This window comes from Serratia silvae (genome assembly GCF_023282985.1).
Lineage (GTDB): Bacteria > Pseudomonadota > Gammaproteobacteria > Enterobacterales > Enterobacteriaceae > Chania > Chania silvae.
Window position 1 is genome coordinate 357,132 of sequence record NZ_JAGQDC010000001.1, and the last position, 19,274, is coordinate 376,405.

Here is a 19,274-nt window from a genome sequence, read left to right on the forward strand (position 1 = left end):
TCGTTTTATCGCTTTCAGTAAGAAAGTCGTTTAAATTCAATATGAGAATACTACTGAGCAACGACGACGGCGTTAGCGCCCCTGGTATCCAGGTGTTGGCGGCGGCGTTGCGTGAATTCGCCGAAGTGCAGGTGGTGGCCCCCGATCGTAACCGCAGTGGTTCTTCCAACGCGTTGACGCTGGAGTCACCGCTGCGTACGCTGACGTTGCCCAACGGCGATATCGCCGTGCAGCAGGGCACCCCGACGGACTGTGTCTATCTTGGCGTTAACCAACTGATGCAGCCAGCACCGGAGATCGTGGTGTCCGGTATCAACGCCGGGCCAAACCTCGGTGATGACGTTATCTATTCCGGCACGGTGGCCGCCGCAATGGAAGGCCGCCATCTGGGGCTGCCCGCGTTGGCCGTGTCGCTCAATGGCCATCAGCATTATGATACTGCGGCGGTAGTTACCTGCCGTATATTGCGCGCGTTGCAACAAGAACCGCTGCGTACCGGTAAAATCCTTAATATCAATGTCCCAGATTTGCCGTTGGCGGAAATTAAAGGGATACGTGTGACCCGCTGTGGCAGCCGGCATCCCGCCGATAAAGTCTTTAGCCAACAGGATCCGCGTGGTCAGACGCTGTATTGGATCGGGCCGCCGGGTGATAAATTCGATGTTGGCCCAGATACGGATTTTGCCGCCGTGGAGCAGGGCTATGTATCGGTCACGCCATTGCAGGTGGATTTGACCGCTTACGGGGCGCAAGATGTGCTATCCACATGGTTAACCAAAGCAGAGGTTAGCGGGGAATGGTGAACAAACGCATACAAACGCTGCTGGTACAGCTACGCCAGCAGGGGATCAGGGACGAACGGCTGCTCAAGGCAATCGAGAACGTACCGCGTGAGTGTTTTGTTGATGAAGCTTTAGCCCATAAAGCCTATGAGAACACGGCTCTGCCGATTGGTTCGGGGCAGACGATTTCTCAGCCTTATATGGTGGCGCGCATGACAGAGCTGCTGAACCTGCAGCCCACCTCACGCGTGCTGGAGATCGGCACCGGTTCGGGTTATCAGACCGCGATCCTGGCGCATATGGTGCAGCACGTCTGCTCAGTTGAACGTATCAAAGGGCTACAGTGGCAGGCAAAGCGCCGCCTCAAGCAGCTTGACCTGCACAATGTCTCGACTCGCCATGGCGACGGTTGGCAAGGCTGGGTCGCGCGCGGGCCATTTGATGCGATCATTGTGACGGCCGCGCCACCGGAGATCCCGCAGGCATTGATGCAGCAATTGGACGATGGCGGCATTCTGGTGTTGCCGGTGGGCGAACAGGCCCAGGTTTTGCAATGCATTCAGCGGCGGGGCGGTGAGTTTTCCATCGATACCGTTGAAGCGGTGCGATTTGTTCCCTTGGTCAAGGGCGAGCTGGCTTAGCGTATGCAGAGCAATGTGACGGATAAATAAGTTGAATAATATTAATTTTCACTAGAATTGTTCCACTATGTCGTTGTCTTATGGCGTGATCGCGTCAATGTCGCTAGCATTGGCACCACGGTTTTTAGCTCCCTGGTGGGTGATCTTCTGGTTTTCAGGGATCGGCCGGGGAATCCTTGCGTTGTAGAACGATAAAGCTCGGCTACGATGTATAAGGTATTTTTTGATATTGCTGTCATGGGGGAAGCATGAGCACGGGAAGCCCAATGAGTTCTTTACGCCGAGTTGCGGTGTGTACGATGTTAAGTTTGTGGTTAGTTGGCTGTTCGGATAAAAATTCCACCTCGGCACCTATCAGCAGTGTCGGTAGTGGTGGAGCCGCCGCATCGGCCAACGCCGGTGGCGGCAACGCATCACAGGGGCGTATGGTTTACAACCGTAGCTATAACTCGATCCCCAAAGGGAGCTACAGCGGTGGTAGCACCTATACCGTCAAACGTGGCGACACGCTGTTCTATATTGCCTGGATCACCGGCAACGATTTCCGCGATCTGGCCCAGCGCAACAATATTCCACAGCCGTACAGCCTGGAAGTCGGCCAAACCCTGCAACTGGGTAGCGGTTCTGCCAACGGTGGTGGGATGTTAGCTGGCGGTAATGGTACGGTGTCAAAACCGCCTTCGACGAGCCAGATACAAACTGCAACGGTTGATTCTCAATCAACGAACGCGTATTCTGATAACTCGAGTAAACAGAATGTAGGTAAAATGTTACCTGCATCAGGAGCCGTTGTGGCAGGCTCAGTCGCCGCTCCTGTTACCGCGCCAGCCGCTACGCCACCAGCGAGCAGCACCGTCAGCAACAGCGCCCCAGTTAGCACCTGGAAATGGCCAACTGACGGTAAGATCATCGATAACTTCTCCTCATCGGAAGGTGGGAACAAAGGTATCGATATCTCTGGTTCCCGTGGGCAGCCTATTGTTGCTACCGCCGATGGCCGTGTAGTGTACGCAGGCAACGCTTTGCGGGGTTACGGTAATCTAATCATCATCAAGCACAATGATGATTACTTGAGTGCCTACGCCCATAACGACACCATGCTGGTCCGGGAACAACAAGAAGTTAAGGCGGGGCAGAAAATAGCAACGATGGGAAGCACCGGAACCAGTTCAGTACGTTTGCATTTCGAGATTCGTTACAAGGGGAAATCCGTAAACCCGCTGCGTTATCTTCCGCAGCGATAGATTGGGCAGAATGCGCTGTATTCTGCTCGCGCGGTATCACGGGTAGGAGCCGCTTTATGAGCCAAAATACGCTGAAAGTTAACGAGTTACATGACGATGCAGATTTCGATGAGAACGCCATGGAGGCTGAGTCATTCGATGAAAAAGCGCAGGTAGAAGAAGAGACCAGCGAGAATGACTTGGCGGAAGACGAACTGTTGTCTCAAGGTGTTACCCAACGCGTATTGGATGCAACGCAGCTCTATCTGGGCGAAATCGGTTACTCCCCTCTGCTGACCGCAGAGGAAGAAGTTTATTTTGCGCGGCGTGCACTGCGCGGAGACGTGCCGTCCCGCCGCCGCATGATAGAAAGTAACCTGAGGCTGGTAGTGAAAATTGCCCGTCGTTATAGCAATCGCGGCCTGGCGCTGCTGGATTTGATCGAAGAGGGCAACCTTGGTCTGATCCGTGCGGTGGAAAAGTTTGACCCAGAGCGCGGTTTCCGTTTTTCCACCTATGCGACCTGGTGGATCCGCCAGACGATTGAACGGGCGATCATGAATCAAACCCGGACGATTCGTTTGCCGATCCATATCGTCAAAGAGCTGAATGTTTACTTGCGCACCGCGCGTGAGCTTTCTCACAAACTGGATCATGAGCCCAGCGCTGAAGAGATTGCGGAGCAACTCGACAAACCGGTTGATGACGTCAGCCGTATGCTGCGCCTGAACGAACGTATCACGTCTGTTGATACGCCGTTGGGTGGGGATTCAGAGAAAGCTTTGTTGGACATTCTGACCGACGAGAAAGACAACGGGCCTGAAGACACCACGCAAGACGATGATATGAAACAGAGCATCGTCAAATGGTTGTTCGAATTGAACGCCAAACAGCGTGAAGTGTTGGCTCGCCGTTTCGGCCTGTTAGGCTATGAAGCGGCTACGCTGGAAGATGTTGGCCGTGAGATTGGTCTGACACGTGAGCGTGTTCGTCAGATCCAGGTAGAAGGCTTACGCCGCCTGCGTGAAATTCTGCAAATGCAGGGCCTGAGTATTGAGGCACTGTTCCGCGAATAAAACGCGTTATAGCGATAAAATAAAAACGGTGGGCATTGATGATGCTCACCGTTTTTTTATGCCTGCGATTTGCTGTGATTTACCGTTATTTGAGGTAGAACTTCGTCGCTATGCTCTGCCGTCCGGTCAAAGAAGCGTCAATTAAACGTCACCAGCATTTCGGCGGCGGCGCTAACGTTGCCGAGCGGCAGGTCTTTGCCCCCGGAACACAACCGCCAGGTCACCTGATTGGTGATACTCAGGCTGCTTTGCGCCTTGGTGATGCTGCCAATTTTTAACTGACTATTATCGAACGGCAGGCCGCTGGTGGCGGTGCAGCTCCCGCTGCCGGTCACGCTGTTATCAATCTCGCCGGTGATATAGCCGCCGCCCTCATGGAGCGCCAAACGGGTCTTTTCAGCATTATACAGGCCGGTTATCGGGCGGAACTGCAGGTTGATATTGGCATCGATCTGGTCAGAGGGTTGCCCACAGCTGGTCGTCAGTGGGTAGGATTGAGCGCCAAGCTCGTATCCGGCTTGCTGATTTTTCATCACGTTGCCAAAGGTGATTGAAGTGGGGGTATTGACCGAACACTCGAGCGTGGATATGCGCAGCGTGATATTGGATGGGAGGATCGAGGCACGTTTATCCCCAGACAGCTTCTCTGAGAAACTGCCGGCATACATCACCGGCATTTTTATTTCACCAGACGTCTGCTGACCATCGGCGACCAGTACCCAGGTGCCTGATATCGTGGCTGTACGCGGAGCTGTAGGGTTATAGTAGTAAAGACCAAATTTCATGGCTGGCGGAAGGCACCAGCTAAAAGTATCAGGTGAGGTCACTGTATTTCCGTCGCTCACCACCCCTTTGGTTTCTGGCAGCCCCAGCGTACCGGATAGCGACGTAACATCTGTGTGATCATACCTTGAAAAGCTTGCATTACCGGTGGCCCTGGGGATGAGCCCCACGTTTGACGTTAGCTTTACTGCCTTATAATTCCCAATGGTCACTAGAGCAGTCGTTTCTTGGCAGTATCCCTCATTTTTAGAGATAGACAATAGCGCATACTTGGGATCAAGCCATTCGTGATCCATCGCGCCACTTAAGGTGACATTAAACGGCAGGCCTTCCCACAAAATGCCACTACCTTTGCCAATAGTAATGGTTTCTGCCCGTGCGGTTGGCTGGCCCAGGCAGGCTAACAGCAGTATGCAGGGGGCTATGCGGTGGCGGTTTAGCGCATGTCTTGGCATGCTGGCGGTATCTTTCACTGTTATTTATCCCTATGGATTGGTTTGCGCATTGTTATCGGCCAGTTTCACAATGCGCCGTCAATTAAACGTCACCAGCATTTCGGCGGCGGCGCTAACGTTGCCGAGCGGCAGATCGCTGCCCCCGGAACACAACCGCCAGGTCACCTGATTGGTGATACTCAGGCTGCTTTGCGCCTTGGTGATGCTGCCAATTTTTAACTGACTATTATCGAACGGCAGGCCGCTGGTGGCGGTGCAGCTCCCGCTGCCGGTCACGCCGTTATCAATCTCGCCGGTGATATAGCCGCCACCCTCATGGAGCGCCAAACGGGTCTTTTCAGCATTATACAGGCCGGTTATCGGGCGGAACTGCAGGTTGATATTGGCATCGATCTGGTCAGAGGGTTGCCCACAGCTGGTCGTCAGTGGGTAGGATTGAGCGGCAAGCTCGTCCCCAGCCCGGGTATTTTTCGGGACGTTGCCAAAGTCGATGGCGTTTGGGGTATTAACCGTACACTCGAGCGTGGATATGCGCAGCGTGATATTGGATGGGAGGATCGAGGAAAATTTATCCCCAGACAGCTTCTTTGAGAAACTGCCAGCATACATCACCGGCATTTTTATTTCACCAGACGTCTGCTGACCATCGGCGACCAGTACCCAGGTGCCTGATATCGTGGCTGTACGCGGAGCTGTAGGGTTATAGTAGTAAAGACCAAGTTTCATGTCTGGCGGAAGGCACCAGCTAAAAGTATCAGGTGAGGTCACTGTATTTCCGTCGCTCACCACCCCTTTGGTTTCTGGCAGCCCCAGCGTACCGGATAGCGACGTAACATCTGTGTGATTATACCTTGAAAAGCTTGCATTACCGGTGGCCCTGGGGATGAGCCCCACGTTTGACGTTAGCTTTACTGCCTTATAATTCCCAATGGTCGCTAGAGCAGTCGTTTCTTGGCAGTATCCCTCATTGTTAGAGATAGACAATAGCGCATACTTGGGTTCAAGCCTTTCGTGTTCCATCGCACCACTTAAGGTGACATTAAACGGCAGGCCTTCCCACAAAATGCCACTACCTTTGCCAATAGTAATGGTTTCTGCCCGTGCGGTTGGCTGGCCCAGGCAGGCTAACAGCAGTATGCAGGGGGCTATGCGGTGGCGGTTTAGCGTATGTCTTGGCATGCTGGCGGTATCTTTCACTGTTATTTATCCCTATGGATTGGTTTGCGCATTGTTATCGGACAGTTTCACAATGCGCCGTCAATTAAACGTCACCAGCATTTCGGCGGCGGCGCTAACGTTGCCGAGCGGCAGATCGCTGCCCCCGGAACACAACCGCCAGGTCACCTGATTGGTGATACTCAAGCTGCTTTGCGCCTTGGTGATGCTGCCAATTTTTAACTGACTATTATCGAACGGCAGGCCGCTGGTGGCGGTGCAGCTCCCGCTGCCGGTCACGCCGTTATCAATCTCGCCGGTGATATAGCCGCCGCCCTCGTGGAGCGCCAAGCGGGTCTTTTCAGCATTATACAGGCCGGTTATCGGGCGGAACTGCAGGTTGATATTGGCATCGATATAGTCAGAGGATTGTCCACAGGTGGTTATCAAAGGATAGGATTGAGTGGCAAGCTCTTCCCCAGCCCGGGTATTTTTCGGGACGTTGCCAAAATCGATGGCGCTCGGGGTATTGACCGAACACTCGAGCGTTGAGATCCGCAGCGTAATATCTGACGGGAGGATCGAGGCTGATCTATCTCCGATCGCAGTATATGAGTAACTGCCGGCATACATCACCGGTACCTTAATTTCCGTGGTCTTTTGGCTACCGTCAGCAACTAGTAGCCAGGTGCCTGATATTCTGGCTTGTCGGTTTTTGTCAAAGTCATAGTATCTATCTTCATTCCTATTTCGTGCCGGAAGGCACCAGCTATACCCACTAGGTGAACTCACATTATAACCCCAGCTGTCTTTTCCCTTGGTGTCAGCGTTTTTTGGCCCAAGCGTACCGGTCAACGTGGCTGGATCGTCGCTGTAGATCCAGTAATAGGTCACAGTACCGGATGCTCTGGGAACGAGCCCCACGCCGTCTGCGATCTTTACTGCGGGATAACCCGCAATTTCCGTCAGATCACGCGATAGTTGGCAGCGGCTGGGGGATGAAGAAATAGACAAGAGTCCGTATTTCATATCCAACACTGTATCGGCCATACGGCCGCTTAAGGTCTGATCAAACGGCAGTCCTTCCCATACAATGCCTTTGCTTTTACCAATGGTAATTATTTCCGCCTGTGCAACCGGCTGGCACAGGCCCAATAGTAGTGCCAGCAGGCACGCCGTGGTGCGGTGGTGATGCCGGGTAGAGCATAACGTTCCGGCGGTATTCTTCATTTTCATCGGGTTTAACTGTGTCGTTATCGGCCAGTTTCACAATGTGCCGTCAATTGGCGGATGGGGTTGCTGGCCGAGGGCGCGGCAATGCCACTCAGATTGAAACTGGCCCGGCACTGCTGATCGTTGGCATGACCCCATTTAACCGTCAGCGCACCCCGTTCCGGCAGCCCGCTCAGATACACTTGACCTGCATCACCGACAATACCGGTATTGCTTTTTCCTGCCGGGGTGCCCACCACGGTTACCACCGTGCCGAATGGCATGCTAGTTTCCCCTCGCAACAGCGTTATCAGCGCCTGGTAGCCCACGCGGGTTTCAAACTTCGCCATCACGACGGCGCCTTTGGTTGGGTAGACGTTAAGGCTTGACTGTGCCATATCCACATCGTCCGGCAGGGTAGTTGGGTTCAGGCTGATGCTGTTATTTTGGTAGTTTGCCAGATAGGGCACCAGAGCATAGCCACGGCTGTCGGTTCGCACGTTGCCGTTGCTCACCTCAACGCCGCCAGCATCCGGGGCGCTTACCACCGCCACCGAGTTGCCGAGCATCGGCCCAAGCGTCACGCCTTCCGGGTGCAGCAACAGGCTGCCGTTACCGCTGAGGTTGAGTGAACGGAACTGGTTGCTGTAGCTGTAACCCAGATTGGCCTGGCCTTTACTGCCCCGATAACCCGTGTTCAACGTACTGTTATTATTACTGTTACCGTTCGACCAGCCCTGCATCACATTGTAGGAAAGACGGTTATCCAAGGCGTTGCCACTGATCCCTGCCTGTTGTTGAACCTGGCCCTGATTGTCATGGGTCATCTGGTAGCTGGCATAGCTTTGGCTAGCGGTTGGCGCGGTGCTAAACAGGCTGACGGGAACCTGCACCGTCATCGATAGCTGGCGGTTTTCCGGCCAACTGCCGTCGCCCTTGATGCGGTCAATACTGTAGGCAACGCCGTAGCTTATGTTGCGGTAACTACCGTTGTAACCGGCAGACATTGTGTTATTTACCCGGCCATTACCCCAGTAATCGTTGCGCGAGGCCGATAAGTACAGCGCCCCCCATGAAGCCAATTGTTGGCTGATGCGCAGCTGGAAATTGGAGCGTTGGCGCTCCAAAGCCCAGGGAACCTGCCCGGCGTTGAGTTGATAGCCCAGCGTATTGAAGTCGGAGAAGCTGTAATAGTTGCGGGTGGAATAGCGGTAGGCCGCCAGGTCTACCGAGGTTCCGGTGTTCAGCAGGCTTTTGGCATAACGCAGCCGGTACGAGGCCCCTTGCTGGCGATCGTTGTGCCCATGTAACCGGGCATCAGAGGTGGTGACGTCTGCCGATAATGCGCCGAAATCACCCAGTGACAGGCCAGTACCTGCCACCAGGGAAGCATAATCTGCGGCCACCAGTGCGCCGCCGTAAAGGGTGACATTATTCGGCAAGCCATACATGAAGGTGCCCAGCCCAAAGGTTGCTTTCTGGGAACTATCGGTGATACCGCCGTTATAACGCCCACTGGTGAGCTCATACTTGAGTGCGCCGGGGCGTTGCATGACCGGCAATGACGAGAAGGCCAGGGTCTGGGTGCGTACCTCGCCGTTGGCCTCGGTAATGGTAACCGTCAGGTCGCCGCCCTGGCTGGTCTGGTATAGATCGTTGATGCGAAACGGACCCGGAGCCACATAGGCTTGATAGACCACGTTGCCGTTCTGGCTGATCGTCACCCGTGCGTTACTTTGGGCAATACCGGAAATCACAGGAGCAAAGCCGCGCAGGCTATTAGGCAGCATCTCTTCGCTGGAATTCAGCGTGACACCCCGGAAGGGAATGCTGTCGAACACCTCATTACCGCTGCTGCTTTCACCCGCCAGGATCTCGGAACGCCATGCACGGATATCGTGTTGTAAATAAGTACCGGAGAATTGGCTGTTGTGGTAACGGCTTGAGGACATCCCCCCACTGTTTTCACTGAGGGTATAGGTCATGGTGCTGCGCAGGCGCCATCCCAGGTAGTTTAGTCCGCCACTCAGGTTGGCGAACAGATTGGTCTGTTCGCTCTTGTTCATGTTGGCCTGTGGGCGTTGCCAGTTACGGCTGCCGTTTACGCTATAATTCATTAACATCGCAGGCAGACCATCATCCCATTGTGCGGGATCGACGTAGTCCCGGGCATTTTGCTGCATGGCGATCTGCGGAATACTGATGTCCAGACGCAACTGGGCCAAATCGAAGTGTAGCTGCGATTCAGGGATCAGCTTCGCCAGACTGCTGATGGGAACCTTCGGTGGCAGCCCGTTAAAGCTGGGCAATGTCCGGGTATTGACGCCCAATTGGTGAAGGTACTCCGGTGTAAGCTGCGGCTGAACCTGGCCCTGCGGATCCTTTTTGAAGACCAGACTGTGTTGCCCCTGTTCCGACTGGTTCATCCACACTGTCACCAGATAACTCCCCTCGGGGATCTGGCCGGAAGATTCAAAAGCGCTCAGATCGGTGGTTGCCAATTGGCTTCCACCCAGCGCCAACAGGCCAGGGTCGAAGTAGTCCTTGGCCCAGACGGGAACGGCTCCGGCCAGCAGCAAGGCGCTGGCCAGCGAAGGTGAAAGCACCCGCGTGCGAGGCTTGTTTTTGATTGTTGTTCTATCCATGACTCAAGTCTGTCCTTAAGGGGCCAAGGGGGTCATAAAGTTTGTTGGCAAGCGGGAGTATTCCAGCCATCTTCGTCAATGAGTTGCCACTGCACACTGCCGCTTGCCGCCGTGGGCAAGGTATAGCGCTGTTGTCCTTTCGGCGGCACCATCAAACGTAATACGGGTTTATCCAGCGCGACGTTGCCCACTTTCAACCGTGAAAAGGTGAGCCAGTAGGGCGTAGGGTTGTCGGCAATCAGCATCTCACCTGAGTGGCGAAAACGCAGTTGGCAGGCCACGTCTGCCACGGCACGTTTGGCCAATCCCTCAGGGCGATAGAACAGTTTCATATTGCTGACTACCGTCACGGCCATCTGGTTGGCAGTTGGCTGTTGATCGCTTTGCGCCATAGCGGGTATCGCCTTCATGGAGATGAAAAATACCGATTCGCGATCGGACGGCAACGGTTCCCCGTTACGGCGGATACGCAGCGTCAGTTCACTGTCGGCCTCAAAACGCGTCAGTGGTGGTGTGATAATAAAAGGCATTTTCACTTGCCCGTCGTAGTCCAGATCGACGTCGCCGGTCTGGCTATCGACCGGGCGCACCCATGACTGCATCAGATAGGGCGCTGCGCTTTTGTTGTATACCTTCAAGCTGACGCCTTTTTGTGTGCTTTCGGGGTAAATCACCCGCAGGACATAAAAAGAGATCCCTTTGGATTCGGGCTCTGCCGCCCGGGAAGCGGTGCTGAACGACAGGCTGCACAGCAGCAACATAGCCAGGCCAAGGCGTTTCATGTGTGTTGTTCCTCTAGCGATGGCAGGGCCTGTTGGCATGGTGCAGACAAGCCGCCAAAGTCGGTGATGGTTTGCCAATCGGCGTGCCTGACTGGCTTTTTGGCCGGGTAGTTCTCCGTGCTCATTGGCGCAATCATTGTGGGCTGGGTGTCCAGATCGATCATGCGGCCATCGAACTTTAACGAGGCAAACGTTAAAAAATAGGGGGTAGGATTAGCGATACGCACCCCTGTTGCCGTGGGGATCAACTCCAACCGACAACTGGCGTCCAACGGCGCGATCTTCAGGCTCTCAGGGCGGTAAAACAGCTTGATGGCAAAGCGAAAGCCCATCGATAAGTGCGCCTCTGCCTGAGCCGCCTGTTTCTGTGCGGGGATCGCTAATACCGAAAGGTAAAACAGCGATTCCCGATCTGTGGGCAGAGGCTCATCCTGCTTGAGGATGCGCAGTAATTGTTTGCGCTCAGGGCCGAGCTGAAACAGTGGCGGCGTGACGATAAACGGCGTTGAGGCCTGGTTGTCGAGTGCGCGCTGAATGCGGCTTTGGATCAAATAGCTTTGGGCGCCAGTATTTTTTACCGTGACGGTTTGTGCTTTATCCGTAGCGTAAAATACCACCCGGGTCTGGTTTAAACTGACGCCGCCGTCGGCTGCCGTCGTTGCTGGTAAAGCGGTAAACGCGATAAGCAGCAGTGCGATGAATGAAGAGCTGGCAGATGGCATGGCGACCTCAGCGATAGGCAAAAGTAAAGGTGATACGGGCGGTAACGGTCCCCGTTTTCACCGTGGCGCAGCCGGTAGATCCACCGCAGCTGATGCCAGCAAAGAACGGCAGTTCTTTATCGACGGGTATCTGCCCCACACCGGCCAGTGGGAAGGCATCCGCAGGTTTGACCTCGGTGTTGGAGTAGCTTGGCGTGTTGCTGCTTTGCACCAATATCACCCCGGCTCCACCGGCGGTAGAATCACTACTGCGAAACAGCCATTTACCATCTTGGGTAACTCCGTCACCGTTGACCGTAATCACCGGCTGTAGGCTGCCACCGGCAACCCCGGAACAGTTGTCAGCCTTGAGAATAAAAGGCTGTGGGTTGATCAGCACACCGCTACCCAAGCGTGCCTGAGAGGTATCGTTCAACTGCAACACGCTCTTATCCAGGCTCAATGAACAGGTACCTTCCACAACCGTGGCGGAAAAATTCAGTGTTACGGCCTGTGCGGTGCTGTTAGTGAACCCTGCACCTATCGCGAGTGTGACGAGTAACGCCTTCCTATGGCAGAACCTGTTTAAAAGCATCAACGCCTCCCTGGTCGTTAATGGTTTGCCAGTCAATAGCCCCACTTTTGACCTTGGTGGGATAGGTATGGGAGCTGAATGGCGCAATCATCAGCGCATCCGGCGTATCCAACTTAAGCGCTTGGCCAGCAAAGGTCAGGCTGGCCAGGCTGACAAAGTAGGGTGATGGGTTACTCACCTGAAGCCCATTGACCACGCGGGCAAACTGCAGATTTTTTTGTGCTGAACCAGAATTTGATGGTAGGCCTGCAGGGCGATAGAACAGCTTGATGATGTTGCCTACGCCAAATTGGGCCGTGGCCTGCACGTTGGCGCTCTGTTGGTTGGCGCTCGGTGCCGCTGCGGCTGGGACTGCCATCGCCTGGAAATAAAATACCGACTCGCGATCTTTGGCTAATGATGTGTCATCACCAGCAATGCGGATTTGATTTATGCTCTTGGCTTCCAGACGGAAAATGGGTGGCGTTACCGTAAAAGGTGTGGCCTCACGGCTATTCGGGGTCTGGCTAACCGTAGCCTGCACCAGATAAGGCAACGCAGGTTGGGTATTACGTACCGTGACTGCAATGCTGCCTGCCCCTTGCGGGTAGATGAGCCGGGTGGCATTAATGCCAAATCCATCCGCTAATACGGCCTGTGAACTGCACAGCAGCGCCATTATTACGGGGAAAAATAGCGTTAGGCGCTTCATTCATTGACCCTTGGTTTCAAAAATAGCAGGCAACCGAAGCCGCCTGCTAAAAGGTGAATCAGTTATAAGAGAAAGCAAACATGATCGGGGCGTTGACGGCACCAATGTTGGTTTTGTCCGCGCTGGTGGAGGCCAGGCCTACCTGCAGGCTCAGCGTTTTGCCGTTAAAATCACCGGCTGCTGGCGTTTCACCAGCGGTAGCGAGCTGTAATTTTTCACCGGCCTTGATGTAGGTAGTCGGCTTTTCAACCGTGCTCAGCATGATGCCGGTGTTGGTGCCGGTGGTGTTGAACACATTTGGGTTAGCTGCCAGTGTTTGGCCGCTTACTACCAGATTGGCGGTATCGGTTGCATTCGCTGGCGTTTCACAGTTGTTCAGACCCACGGTGAATTGCTTCGCGCTGGCAGCGATTGGCGTCAAGATGCCGGTAAATTGCGCTGGTGAAAAGTTACCCAGATCCAGGCTGTTGGTAGACAGTGAAACGTCACAGGTTGCAGCAACTACGTTAGCCTGTACGGTTAATTGGGCGTTAGTCGCAGCCTGAACGTTTCCAGCGATAGCCAGTAATACCAATGCAGCAGGAGCCAGAGTAAAAATTGATTTACGCATAAGAACTATTCCTTTAGATATAAAATTACTTATTTAAATTAAACATGTTGATACTCGACATACTTTCAGTTATTTCCATTCGGAAGTAGCTGAAAATCTATCTTATCTAGAAGCGTGGTTAATTTATCATGCAGGTATTAAAGATATATTTAGTAAGGGTTTTTACGCCCACCCTGATATATCGTCTAAACGCTTTCATTGAGGATGAATCACCTTTGCTTTCGCTTTCAATGATTTCATAAATACGTGACGGCTGTCAAAAACATATTAAAATAAAAAAATTAAACTACAAGCCTTTGATTTTATTCATTAATTATTTAAAATGCCGTAATTTTTATGAATTCATGCTAGTCATTATCATTTTATTCTTATTGGTTATTAGTTTTAAATTTTATCTATTTGCATTTTTGTGGTTTAAAATGCTGTCTTGGTGTGCTATTTCCTTATTGGCGAGGAGGGGGGGGACGTATGTAATAAATAATTACGGGGATTACACCTGTTAAGTAAATATCAAATGTCGATATAATGGTAGCTCAGGATAAAAACGAATGCTGTTCATGTCATCATCCCGTAAACTTGGCCTATGAGTTCGCCCACAAAGTCAGTGATTGAGCTAAAAGCGATCGTGGAAGAGGTCAGCCTTCATGGCTATTGGCGTAACGGTAAGCGCTGATGCCCAGTTGTTGAACGGGCCTTTTTATACAGGCTCGGTTGACCAACGGGTTAACTGACTCACAATGCGCTGTACTACCGGACTGTGTTTTTGCGACTTATGAATATGGATAAAGGTATTGTCGTGGTGATTGATTAAAAAAGAACATTCTATGGCGTGCAACGAGAGCATGGTGCAGCGGATGCGAAGTAAATTCAGGTCTAATAGCTGCTTCGTTACTTCCCCCTCTTATTATTTTATAACACGGGCGTAGAGCTCAGACGCGGGAGTTAATATTTAGCACGTTTAGTCCTCTCCCTTTGGGAGCTGATTCGGTGCTGAGGTTAAATACAGAACCTCAATTGTGGCACGTTCGGCCCCCTCTCCCTTTGGGAGAGTGTTAGGGTGAGGGGACACGTGCTTAAGCGAATGAAACCGCCTCAGACCAGGCTTTTCAACCGGTAGATCCACTCCAACGCCTGGCGTGGCGAAAGAGAATCCGGATCCAGCGTTTCCAACGCCTCTACCGCAGGTGACACCTCTTCGTTCAACAGCGTCATCTGGGTCGCATCTACCGTACCCGCCGCCGTCTGGCTGGAGAGGCTCTCCAACTCACGCAATTTCTGGCGCGCACGCTTGATCACATCACGCGGTACACCGGCCAATGCGGCCACTGCCAAGCCGTAGCTCTTACTGGCAGCCCCGTCCTGTACACTATGCATAAAGGCGATGGTGTCGCCGTGCTCCAGTGCATCCAGATGCACGTTAACTACGCCCTCCATTTTCTCTGGCAACGTGGTCAGCTCAAAGTAATGGGTGGCAAACAGTGTCATAGCCTTGATGCGGCTGGCCAGGTTTTCTGCGCAGGCCCAGGCTAAGGAAAGCCCGTCGTAGGTGGAGGTGCCACGGCCAATCTCATCCATCAACACCAGGCTGTTTTCCGTGGCGTTATGCAGGATATTGGCAGTCTCGGTCATTTCGACCATGAAGGTTGAGCGGCCAGAAGCCAGATCGTCTGCTGCACCCACGCGGGTAAAGATGCGATCTACCGGCCCTATGGTGGCCTTTGCCGCCGGAACATAGCTACCGATATGTGCCAGCAACACAATCAGTGCCGTTTGACGCATATAGGTACTTTTACCGCCCATATTCGGGCCAGTAATGATCAGCATACGGCGCTGCGGTGAAAGGGAAACCGGGTTGGCAATAAAGGGTTCTTTCAACACCTGTTCCACCACCGGGTGGCGGCCATCCACGATGCGAATGCCGGGCTGCTCGCTGATGGTTGGGCAAGCGTAGTTCAACGTTTCGGCACGTTCCGCCAGGTTGGCTAATACATCCAGCTCGGCCAAGGCTGCGGCGCTCTGTTGCAGTTGCTCCAGGTGCGGCAACAGCAGATCGAACAGCTCGTCATACAGCCCTTTTTCGATCGCCAAGGCTTTCCCTTTTGAGGTCAGTACCTTGTCTTCATACTCTTTCAGCTCGGGAATGATGTAGCGTTCCGCATTCTTCAGCGTTTGGCGGCGCACATAGTGGATCGGCACCAGATGGCTCTGGCCACGGCTGACCTGAATGTAGTAACCATGTACGCCGTTGAAACCGACCTTTAGCGTATCCAGACCCAGCTTCTCGCGCTCGCGGATCTCCAGACGATCCAGATAGTCGGTAGCACCGTCGGCTAGCGACCGCCATTCATCCAGTTCTTCGTTATAACCCGGGGCAATCACGCCGCCATCACGGACCAACACCGGTGGGGCTTCTACGATGGCGCGCTCCAGCAGTGCTTGCAATTCGTCAAACTGGCCGACCTGTGACAGCAGCTTTTGCATCTGTGGCGCTTCGGCGCTTTCCAGCAGGGCGCGGATATCTGGCAACTGTTGGAAGGCATGACGCATACGAGCCAGATCCCGTGGACGCGCCGTGCGCAGCGCCAAACGGGCAAGAATACGTTCCAGATCGCCAACCTGACGCAGGGGTTGCTGCAAATCACTGCTCATTGGCTGCAATGCGGCGATGGCCTGTTGGCGGTTATTCAGTACCTGGACGTCGCGAGTGGGCATATGTAACCAGCGCTTGAGCATACGGCTACCCATTGGGGTAACGGTGCGGTCAAGGATCGCGGCCAGGGTATTTTCACTGCCGCCAGACAGGCTTTGGGTGATCTCCAGGTTACGGCGGGTGGCCGCATCCATAATGATGCCGTCTTGCTGACGTTCCATGGTGAGGCCACGGATATGCGGCAACGAGGTACGCTGGGTATCTTTGACATATTGCAGCAGGCAGCCTGCTGCACGCAGTGCCTGATGGGCCTGCTCGACGCCAAAGCCGGTCAGGTCGCGGGTGCCGAACTGCAGGTTCAACTGCTGACGTGCAGTATCCAGCTCAAATTCCCACAGCGGGCGACGGCGCAGACCGTGGCGCGGTTCGATCAGCGCCATGTGCTCGAAGTTTTCCGGGTAGAGTAACTCAGCAGGATTGGTACGTTGCAGTTCGGCCGCCATGGTTTCAAGATCTTCAGGCTGGGCGATGCGGAAGCGGCCGGAGCTGAGATCCAATGTGGCATAACCAAAGCCGCGGCCATCCTGCCAGATGGCGGCCAGCAGGTTGTCCTGGCGTTCTTGCAGCAAGGCTTCATCGGTAATGGTGCCTGGGGTAACGATGCGCACTACTTTACGTTCGACCGGGCCTTTGCTGGTGGCCGGATCGCCAATCTGCTCACAGATGGCGGCCGATTCCCCAAGCTGTACCAGCTTGGCGAGGTAGTTTTCCACCGCATGGTGGGGGACACCCGCCATTGGGATGGGTTCACCCGCTGAAGCACCGCGTTTGGTCAGCGAAATATCCAGTAGCTGAGAGGCGCGTTTGGCATCGTCATAGAACAGCTCGTAGAAATCCCCCATCCGATAGAACAGCAAGATCTCTGGATGCTGTGCCTTAAGGCGCAGGTATTGCTGCATCATGGGGGTGTGCGAATCGAGTTTTTCGGTGCTTGTCATAACGTTACCGTTTCCAATCCATTGAATTTAAAGTTGATTGTGATATTCGTTGTCATCATTGGGTATCACGTCGCCTCATTAAAAAAACCGCCAAAACGTTCAGGATGAGCAAAAGTCAGCGCTGCTCAAATAAATCAATCGGTTGGTCAAGGGATCGAGCATATATGACCGGCAAACAGGCTGGCAAACCTTTGTCGTTCAAAGCCTGCGTAATGATGAGATTGGCGGATAAAATCCACGCCAAACTCGGCAAGATCCTAGGTTTACATGCCGTAGCATCAGGATCTTTTTTCAGCCGCTATACTAGCCCAGCAGACAATAGGCTGTCACAGCCAAAAATTGGAAGCATTACGCAAACTGCGCTTGTAATAGGTCGAATAGGTTACATCGCTGAAGTTAAACAGTAAGGAAGGGGTTGAAAGAAGCAAGGGGCGTTCTCAGCTTTAAAGCGTGGTCTCCATAAAGTGAATCGTTAATGTCACACCCTCTCTTGCTGCTCAGCTTCCAAGCGGAAATAACCGGCAGCGCCAGATGGCTCTGTACCTGATGATCCATTGCTATGCACAACCCCCCCTCCGTAGTTAATCAACGGGGTGTCGCCAACGCCATTTCCTCCGGCTGATGGCCAATCACCACCAGGTGACTTTCATGGCTGGCGCTGCCCACCAGCGCCCCGTTTAGCTCGGTGAGGGAATGCCTGCGGTCTAAGAGCTTTGTCATTGTTATTGGGCGTGTGGAGTGATTTATCGAATCCCCCCATCCCCGTATCGCATCATTTCACTTACGTGCACAGTAAAATGACGGCACCTGTCCGGTAGAAAAAACATACCCTGCTTCCGATACCGGGTAAACGGTGAAGTCGAACTTCAGTCCCGGTTGTAGGTAAAACAGAGGGAGGTAACGGGCGATATCTTCGGTTTTACTGTTATCGGCCGGTGTTGTCACCGTAGACGTTGATTGTAGGTGATAAAGGCCCTCTTTCTGATTAAATGTAAAGTAACTCTTCCTGCTGACGCCGGTGGTTTTGTCGCCCTGTCTCAGGTTTCCCTTCAGAGTGGCGATACCGTCATTACCTTGGAGGATAAAGTTAAACGCGAGAGCCAGCTCCGCATCATCTTTGTCAATCACCAGCAAGGCTTCACAGCTAAAATGTGTTTGTTGATATTGGCTATAGAGGTGGTATGCCCCCATTGCGAGCAACAGGAATAACAAAGATAGCAGGGTAAATGTACCGAACAGTTGGGGTTTATTCATTATGCTGCCACTCCAGATGATATTCAGAAATACAGGTATTTTTTGAGCCTGAAGAAAAGGGTCGCTCACAGCGAATTGCTGAGGCGCGTGGAACCAATGGGTTAGTAGTGAAATAGACAACCTCATGTTCATTACAGGTGAAGTTGTTTTGTGCAATAAATTGCATGTAGGACTTGAACGATGTCTGGTTACCTTGGAGATAGACAGAACACTGCTCTATGTTCCCTACGAAGTTAAAATTAGAGAAAAAATTTTTGTTCTCTGAGCTATTCCACACAGCAAACAGGGCAACACCGACACAAAAAGAGAGACTAAGCAATATTGCCCACACATATCGAGACAGAGGGAGGGGGAGATTATTCACTTTGCTCGATGTTAGCGGTTGGCTTTCCTCCGCAATAGGATGTTCTTCGGCAGTGACTGTACTGATGTCCGGCATTATTTTTGCTACTGGAACCGCAGAGGGGATGGTAAGGCCCTGGCGGGGAACTGTTTTTATCACTGCCTGTTCATATCCGGCGAGCTTTAACCCTTTGCGTAACATAAGGATGTTTTGGTAAAAGGTATTGTTAGACACCTCTAAACCATTTTTTTGCCATCCGGCTTCAAACAGATCTCGCTGCGGAATCAGTTCACCTTGATGGCTTAATAATAGCCGAAGGCAGCGTGAGGCTGCAATAAATAGCGTGATTCTCTCACCGTTGACACGAGAGTAAAGCAAGTTTTCCTCTGGCCAAAATTCAACAGCGTCACCTATGAGGTAATAACAATCGTTACAGTTACTAGTCATTCCCTTTACTTCCTTGTTCAAAATCACGAGCATTATTAAAACAAAAATTCACGGTTAGCATACAATTTATCAAATAAGATTTTTCTTATTGGTTACTAAAGCGTCACCGTTTAATCGCTAGGATTCAGGCGTGTCCTGGCCTTGTGCTATAAAATCTACCAAGAATTTTCTGATTAGTAAATTGATTAATGTGAGCTAAGACTCAAATATTACGCTCTAAGGATGTTCTTA

Annotated in this window: 18 protein-coding genes; 5 read left to right on the plus strand and 13 right to left on the minus strand. The window is 52.8% G+C overall.

Annotated elements, in window-relative coordinates:
* Positions 1 to 41 precede the first annotated feature (41 nt).
* The 4 genes from surE (at position 42) to rpoS (ending at position 3,722) form a co-directional block, all read left to right on the plus strand.
* Entirely contained in the window at positions 42 to 803 is a 762-nt protein-coding gene (gene surE, locus KAJ71_RS01580; RefSeq protein WP_248944066.1) for a 5'/3'-nucleotidase SurE, read from the plus strand.
* Positions 797 to 1,423: a protein-L-isoaspartate(D-aspartate) O-methyltransferase gene (locus KAJ71_RS01585; RefSeq protein ID WP_248944067.1), complete on the plus strand. Its 627-nt coding sequence runs from the start codon at positions 797 to 799 to the stop codon at positions 1,421 to 1,423. The genes surE and KAJ71_RS01585 overlap by 7 nt, the downstream gene beginning before the upstream one ends.
* Before the next feature lie 266 nt (positions 1,424 to 1,689).
* The gene (gene nlpD / locus KAJ71_RS01590; protein ID WP_248944068.1) at positions 1,690 to 2,667 is read left to right on the plus strand and encodes a murein hydrolase activator NlpD; all 978 of its coding nucleotides are present in this window, start codon (positions 1,690 to 1,692) and stop codon (positions 2,665 to 2,667) included.
* A gap of 56 nt (positions 2,668 to 2,723) precedes the next feature.
* Positions 2,724 to 3,722 (plus strand): RNA polymerase sigma factor RpoS, encoded by a 999-nt coding sequence (gene rpoS / locus KAJ71_RS01595; protein WP_024484093.1) that lies wholly within the window; start codon positions 2,724 to 2,726, stop codon positions 3,720 to 3,722.
* Positions 3,723 to 3,859: 137 nt separating this feature from the next.
* Here the strand turns inward: rpoS and KAJ71_RS01600 are convergent, their stop codons facing one another.
* The 10 genes from KAJ71_RS01600 to mutS form a co-directional block, all read right to left on the minus strand.
* Positions 3,860 to 4,507: an adhesin gene (locus tag KAJ71_RS01600; RefSeq protein ID WP_248944069.1), complete on the minus strand. Its 648-nt coding sequence runs from the start codon at positions 4,505 to 4,507 to the stop codon at positions 3,860 to 3,862.
* 531 nt (positions 4,508 to 5,038) lie between these two features.
* Positions 5,039 to 5,686 (minus strand): adhesin, encoded by a 648-nt coding sequence (locus KAJ71_RS01605; protein ID WP_248944070.1) that lies wholly within the window; start codon positions 5,684 to 5,686, stop codon positions 5,039 to 5,041.
* 531 nt (positions 5,687 to 6,217) lie between these two features.
* Positions 6,218 to 7,345, minus strand: coding sequence for a hypothetical protein (locus KAJ71_RS01610; RefSeq protein WP_248944071.1), 1,128 nt, complete (start codon positions 7,343 to 7,345; stop codon positions 6,218 to 6,220).
* Between the two features lie 23 nt (positions 7,346 to 7,368).
* Positions 7,369 to 9,972, minus strand: a complete 2,604-nt coding sequence (locus KAJ71_RS01615; protein WP_248944072.1) for a fimbria/pilus outer membrane usher protein — start codon at positions 9,970 to 9,972, stop codon at positions 7,369 to 7,371.
* A gap of 32 nt (positions 9,973 to 10,004) precedes the next feature.
* Positions 10,005 to 10,754 (minus strand): fimbrial biogenesis chaperone, encoded by a 750-nt coding sequence (locus KAJ71_RS01620; RefSeq protein WP_248944073.1) that lies wholly within the window; start codon positions 10,752 to 10,754, stop codon positions 10,005 to 10,007.
* A complete protein-coding gene (locus KAJ71_RS01625; RefSeq protein WP_248944074.1) occupies positions 10,751 to 11,476 on the minus strand; it encodes a fimbrial biogenesis chaperone in 726 nt (241 codons plus the stop codon). Before KAJ71_RS01625 ends, KAJ71_RS01620 begins: the two co-directional genes overlap by 4 nt.
* 7 nt (positions 11,477 to 11,483) lie before the next feature.
* Positions 11,484 to 12,050 (minus strand): fimbrial protein, encoded by a 567-nt coding sequence (locus tag KAJ71_RS01630; protein WP_248944075.1) that lies wholly within the window; start codon positions 12,048 to 12,050, stop codon positions 11,484 to 11,486.
* On the minus strand, positions 12,025 to 12,741 hold the full coding sequence (locus tag KAJ71_RS01635) for a fimbrial biogenesis chaperone (protein WP_248944076.1): 717 nt from the start codon (positions 12,739 to 12,741) through the stop codon (positions 12,025 to 12,027). The genes KAJ71_RS01630 and KAJ71_RS01635 overlap by 26 nt, the downstream gene beginning before the upstream one ends.
* 58 nt (positions 12,742 to 12,799) lie before the next feature.
* The gene (locus KAJ71_RS01640; RefSeq protein WP_248944077.1) at positions 12,800 to 13,351 is read right to left on the minus strand and encodes a fimbrial protein; all 552 of its coding nucleotides are present in this window, start codon (positions 13,349 to 13,351) and stop codon (positions 12,800 to 12,802) included.
* 1,092 nt (positions 13,352 to 14,443) lie between these two features.
* Positions 14,444 to 16,999 carry a DNA mismatch repair protein MutS gene (gene mutS, locus KAJ71_RS01645; RefSeq protein WP_248944078.1) on the minus strand — a complete coding sequence of 852 codons (2,556 nt, stop codon included), beginning with the start codon at positions 16,997 to 16,999 and terminating at the stop codon, positions 14,444 to 14,446.
* Positions 17,000 to 17,163: 164 nt separating this feature from the next.
* Here mutS and KAJ71_RS01650 point away from each other — a divergent pair, with 164 nt between their 5' ends.
* Positions 17,164 to 17,406, plus strand: coding sequence for a DUF4102 domain-containing protein (locus tag KAJ71_RS01650; RefSeq protein ID WP_248944079.1), 243 nt, complete (start codon positions 17,164 to 17,166; stop codon positions 17,404 to 17,406).
* 178 nt (positions 17,407 to 17,584) lie between these two features.
* Here the strand turns inward: KAJ71_RS01650 and KAJ71_RS23395 are convergent, their stop codons facing one another.
* From KAJ71_RS23395 to KAJ71_RS01660, 3 genes are read right to left on the minus strand one after another with little or no spacing between them, the layout of a single operon-like run.
* Complete coding sequence (locus KAJ71_RS23395; protein ID WP_283106606.1) at positions 17,585 to 17,719, minus strand: hypothetical protein; 135 nt, start codon at positions 17,717 to 17,719, stop codon at positions 17,585 to 17,587.
* Positions 17,720 to 17,776: 57 nt separating this feature from the next.
* The gene (locus tag KAJ71_RS01655; RefSeq protein ID WP_248944080.1) at positions 17,777 to 18,253 is read right to left on the minus strand and encodes a YqeJ family protein; all 477 of its coding nucleotides are present in this window, start codon (positions 18,251 to 18,253) and stop codon (positions 17,777 to 17,779) included.
* Positions 18,246 to 19,043 carry a winged helix-turn-helix domain-containing protein gene (locus tag KAJ71_RS01660; protein WP_248944081.1) on the minus strand — a complete coding sequence of 266 codons (798 nt, stop codon included), beginning with the start codon at positions 19,041 to 19,043 and terminating at the stop codon, positions 18,246 to 18,248. The genes KAJ71_RS01655 and KAJ71_RS01660 overlap by 8 nt, the downstream gene beginning before the upstream one ends.
* Between the last annotated feature and the right edge of the window lie 231 nt (positions 19,044 to 19,274).